The sequence below is a fragment of the Sphingopyxis sp. GW821-FHT12C06 genome (assembly GCF_058807415.1).
In genome coordinates this window covers 1-4,542 of the sequence record NZ_JBXAQR010000009.1, presented here as the reverse complement: position 1 = coordinate 4,542, position 4,542 = coordinate 1, and the positions used below count along the sequence as shown (strand labels likewise).

Annotated in this window: 3 tRNA genes and 3 rRNA genes (1 of these 6 only partly in view); all 6 read left to right on the top strand. The window is 54.4% G+C overall.

What is annotated here, in order from left to right:
- Positions 1-328, top strand: a 16S ribosomal RNA gene (locus AC1RRJ_RS21535) (it extends 1,260 nt beyond the left edge of the window).
- A gap of 196 nt (positions 329-524) precedes the next feature.
- A tRNA-Ile gene (locus AC1RRJ_RS21530) sits at positions 525-601 on the top strand.
- 25 nt (positions 602-626) lie between these two features.
- Positions 627-702 (top strand) — tRNA-Ala (locus tag AC1RRJ_RS21525).
- A gap of 312 nt (positions 703-1,014) precedes the next feature.
- A 23S ribosomal RNA gene (locus AC1RRJ_RS21520) occupies positions 1,015-3,807 on the top strand.
- Positions 3,808-3,939: 132 nt separating this feature from the next.
- Positions 3,940-4,054 (top strand): 5S ribosomal RNA (rrf, locus tag AC1RRJ_RS21515).
- The 16S, 23S and 5S rRNA genes sit together here with 3 tRNA genes alongside, the layout of an rRNA operon.
- 135 nt (positions 4,055-4,189) lie before the next feature.
- Positions 4,190-4,266: transfer RNA gene (locus AC1RRJ_RS21510), tRNA-Met, on the top strand.
- The last annotated feature ends 276 nt before the right edge of the window (positions 4,267-4,542 follow it).

Sequence of the window (4,542 nt, the reverse complement as noted above, 5' to 3'; positions counted from 1 at the left end):
CGCTGGGCTACACACGTGCTACAATGGCGGTGACAGTGGGCAGCAACCGGGCGACCGGTAGCTAATCTCCAAAAGCCGTCTCAGTTCGGATTGTTCTCTGCAACTCGAGAGCATGAAGGCGGAATCGCTAGTAATCGCGGATCAGCATGCCGCGGTGAATACGTTCCCAGGCCTTGTACACACCGCCCGTCACACCATGGGAGTTGGTTTCACCCGAAGGCAGTGCTCTAACCCGCAAGGGAGGAAGCTGACCACGGTGGGATCAGCGACTGGGGTGAAGTCGTAACAAGGTAGCCGTAGGGGAACCTGCGGCTGGATCACCTCCTTTCTAAGGATTGCGGCGGAAAGCGCCGGACCCACGGACTTCGGTCCCTCGGCCCGGAAGAGCTTCCATTGCATTCTAAGAACATTGCCGCCGTCCTCATGTCCCTTCATTCTGGAACATATCTCCTCGGAGATATGCACCCGAGCTGGCCTCGCTAGCCCGACGCTAGCCCTGATGGGCTTGGCTTGGGTTGTTGCGGGGGCCGGTAGCTCAGGTGGTTAGAGCGCACGCCTGATAAGCGTGAGGTCGTAGGTTCAACTCCTACTCGGCCCACCATTCCCGCAACGCTGCGACTTGGTAGGGGGCCTTAGCTCAGCTGGGAGAGCACCTGCTTTGCAAGCAGGGGGTCATCGGTTCGATCCCGATAGGCTCCACCATTTCCTGTCGTTTACGGCGGGAAGCAGCGATAGCGTTTCCAGAAATGAAGACAACAGTTTCCGCCTTCGGGCGGGATTTCAACGACGCTTCGGCGTTGTTCATCGGCACTTTGACATTGTGAATGGGTTTTTCAATCGATGCCGCGCTGGTATGATTGATGAAAGGCAGGCGGGTAACCGTCTGGCGATCGTCGATCTATCAACGCACAAAATATTTGGCTGAGAAAGAAAACAATCATCCGCATCATTGCGACGCTGAATGCCATTCCCACCGCGGGGATGTCAGGATTGTCGTTGGTGGTGTGGACTCTCAAGTGTGAGGTAAGGGCGTTTGGTGAATGCCTTGGCATACAGAGGCGATGAAGGACGTGGCACGCTGCGATAAGCGTTGGGGAGCTGTGAGCGAGCTTTGATCCAACGATTTCCGAATGGGGAAACCCACCCTCACCATTTAATTTCGCCGCCGAGTAATCGGCGTCGAAGGTTAAATGGGAAGGGTATCACCGAAGTGAATACATAGCTTTGGTGAAGCGAACCCAGGGAACTGAAACATCTCAGTACCTGGAGGAAAGGACATCAACAGAGACTCCGTTAGTAGTGGCGAGCGAACGCGGACCAGGCCAATGCCTTTGATTCAGCTAACAGAAGCTTCTGGAAAGGAGCGCCATAGTGGGTGACAGCCCCGTATGTGAAAGCGATGTCAAAGGATATGAGTAGGGCGGGACACGTGAAATCCTGTCTGAACGTAGGGGGACCACCCTCTAAGCCTAAGTACTCCTGTATGACCGATAGTGAACTAGTACCGTGAGGGAAAGGTGAAAAGCACCCCGATGAGGGGAGTGAAACAGTACCTGAAACCGAACGCCTACAAGCAGTTGGAGGGTCCTTGAGACCTGACAGCGTACCTCTTGCATAATGGGTCAGTGACTTAGTGTAACAAGCAAGCTTAAGCCGTTAGGTGTAGGCGCAGCGAAAGCGAGTCTGAATAGGGCGAATGAGTTTGTTGCATTAGACCCGAAACCCGGTGATCTATGCATGACCAGGCTGAAGGTGCGGTAACACGCACTGGAGGGCCGAACCGTTCAATGTTGAAAAATTGTCGGATGAGTTGTGCTTAGGGGTGAAAGGCCAATCAAACCGGGAAATAGCTGGTTCTCCGCGAAATCTATTGAGGTAGAGCGTCAGACGAATACCTTGGGGGGTAGAGCACTGGATGGATGCGGGGGTCGCGAGATCTACCAATTCTAACCAAACTCCGAATACCCAAGAGTAATATCTGGCAGACAGACGGCGGGTGCTAAGGTCCGTCGTCAAAAGGGAAACAGCCCTGACCTACAGCTAAGGTCCCCAAGTCACGTCTAAGTGGTAAAGCATGTGGGAATCCCAAAACAACCAGGAGGTTGGCTTAGAAGCAGCCATCCTTTAAAGAAAGCGTAACAGCTCACTGGTCTAAATAAGGGTTCCTGCGGCGAAAATGTAACGGGGCTCAAGACGTGCACCGAAGCTTAGGGTGTGTAGTTTACTACACGCGGTAGCGGAGCGTTCCGTAGGCTGATGAAGCGATCTGGTAATGGGTCGTGGAGGTATCGGAAGTGCGAATGCTGACATGAGTAGCGATAAAGAGGGTGAGATGCCCTCTCGCCGAAATCCCAAGGGTTCCTGCTTAAAGCTAATCTGAGCAGGGTAAGCCGGCCCCTAAGACGAGCCCGAAGGGGGTAGTCGATGGGAACCACGTTAATATTCGTGGGCCTGGAGGTGTGTGACGGATCTCGTAAATTGTTTGCTCTTACTGGATTGAGCAGGCTTTGAAGAGGTTCCAGGAAATAGCCCCTCCATTATAGACCGTACCCTAAACCGACACAGGTGGGATGGTAGAGTATACCAAGGCGCTTGAGAGAAGTCTCCTGAAGGAACTCGGCAAATTGCCTCCGTACCTTCGGAAGAAGGAGGCCCCACATTTGGGCAACCATTTGTGGGGGGCACAGGCCAGGGGGTAGCGACTGTTTAGCAAAAACACAGGGCTCTGCTAAGTCGGCTTCAAGACGACGTATAGGGCCTGACGCCTGCCCGGTGCCTGAAGGTTAAGTGGAGTGGTGCAAGCTGCGAAATGAAGCCCAGGTAAACGGCGGCCGTAACTATAACGGTCCTAAGGTAGCGAAATTCCTTGTCGGGTAAGTTCCGACCTGCACGAATGGCGTAACGACTTCCCCACTGTCTCCAGGAGATGCTCAGCGAAATTGAATTCTCCGTGAAGATGCGGAGTACCCGCGGTTAGACGGAAAGACCCCGTGCACCTTTACTGCAGCTTCAGAGTGGCATTAGGAAAGAACTGTGTAGCATAGGTGGGAGGCTTTGAAGCATCGGCGCCAGCTGATGTGGAGCCATAGGTGAAATACCACCCTGTTGTTTTCTGATGTCTAACCTCGATCCATGAAACTGGATCAGGGACCCTCTGTGGCGGGTAGTTTGACTGGGGCGGTCGCCTCCTAAAGAGTAACGGAGGCGCGCGATGGTAGGCTCAGGACGGTTGGAAACCGTCTGCAAGAGTGCAATGGCATAAGCCTGCCTGACTGCGAGACTGACGAGTCGAGCAGAGACGAAAGTCGGTCATAGTGATCCGGTGGTCCCGAGTGGAAGGGCCATCGCTCAACGGATAAAAGGTACGCCGGGGATAACAGGCTGATGATTCCCAAGAGCTCATATCGACGGAATCGTTTGGCACCTCGATGTCGGCTCATCACATCCTGGGGCTGGAGCAGGTCCCAAGGGTTTGGCTGTTCGCCAATTAAAGTGGTACGTGAGCTGGGTTCAGAACGTCGTGAGACAGTTTGGTCCCTATCTGCCGTGGGCGTCGAAATTTGAGAGGAGTTGACCCTAGTACGAGAGGACCGGGTTGAACATACCTCTGGTGTACCTGTCGTGGCGCCAGCCGCGCAGCAGGGTAGCTATGTATGGACGGGATAACCGCTGAAAGCATCTAAGCGGGAAGCCTCCCTCAAGATAAGATTTCTTAGAGCCGTGGAAGACCACCACGTTGATAGATCGGATGTAGAAGCGCAGCAATGTGTGGAGCTAACCGATACTAATTGCTCTATTCGCACTTAAGAGTCCCACCATCAACGACAATCCTGAATGGCCAAAAGCCTCAGGAACGTCCGCGAAGTGGATGATTGTAGTCAGACAAATATTGCACGGACATCGATTGAAACCCGATTTTGACCCACGCCGGCCTCATTGCTTGGTGACCATGGCGTCAGTGACCCACCCGATCCCATCTCGAACTCGGACGTGAAACCTGACAGCGCCGATGGTACTGCTGCTTAAGCAACGGAAGAGTAGGACGTCGCCAGGCATTGTGGCCGACGTGCGGTACGAAATCATGAAAAACCCATTCACAAAGTTAAAAGGCCGGCAGAAATGCCGGCCTTTTGCTGTTTTTACGGATCAGACCGGTTGAACTTCAACCCCTCGATCCGCACATTGGTGGCGCGGGATGGAGCAGCCCGGTAGCTCGTCAGGCTCATAACCTGAAGGTCGTAGGTTCAAATCCTACTCCCGCAACCAACAGCAATCACAACCACAGCACAGCACAGCACATACGCCCCCTCGGGTCACACCGCAGGGGGCTTGCTTGCGTCTTAAAAGACGCTTCGCTTCACGCGCAGACGCCAATGCCTCGAACGCTCACTTAAGGCGTCAGCGCCAGCAGATCGCGCAGCCCCCGCCGCCTCGCCAGCAGATCTTCGAGCGTATAGCCATCCAGTACCGCCATGAACGCTGCAAGCGCCTCCGCCAGCGCCCCCGTCAGACCACACGCCGGCGATATCACGCAGGAACCGC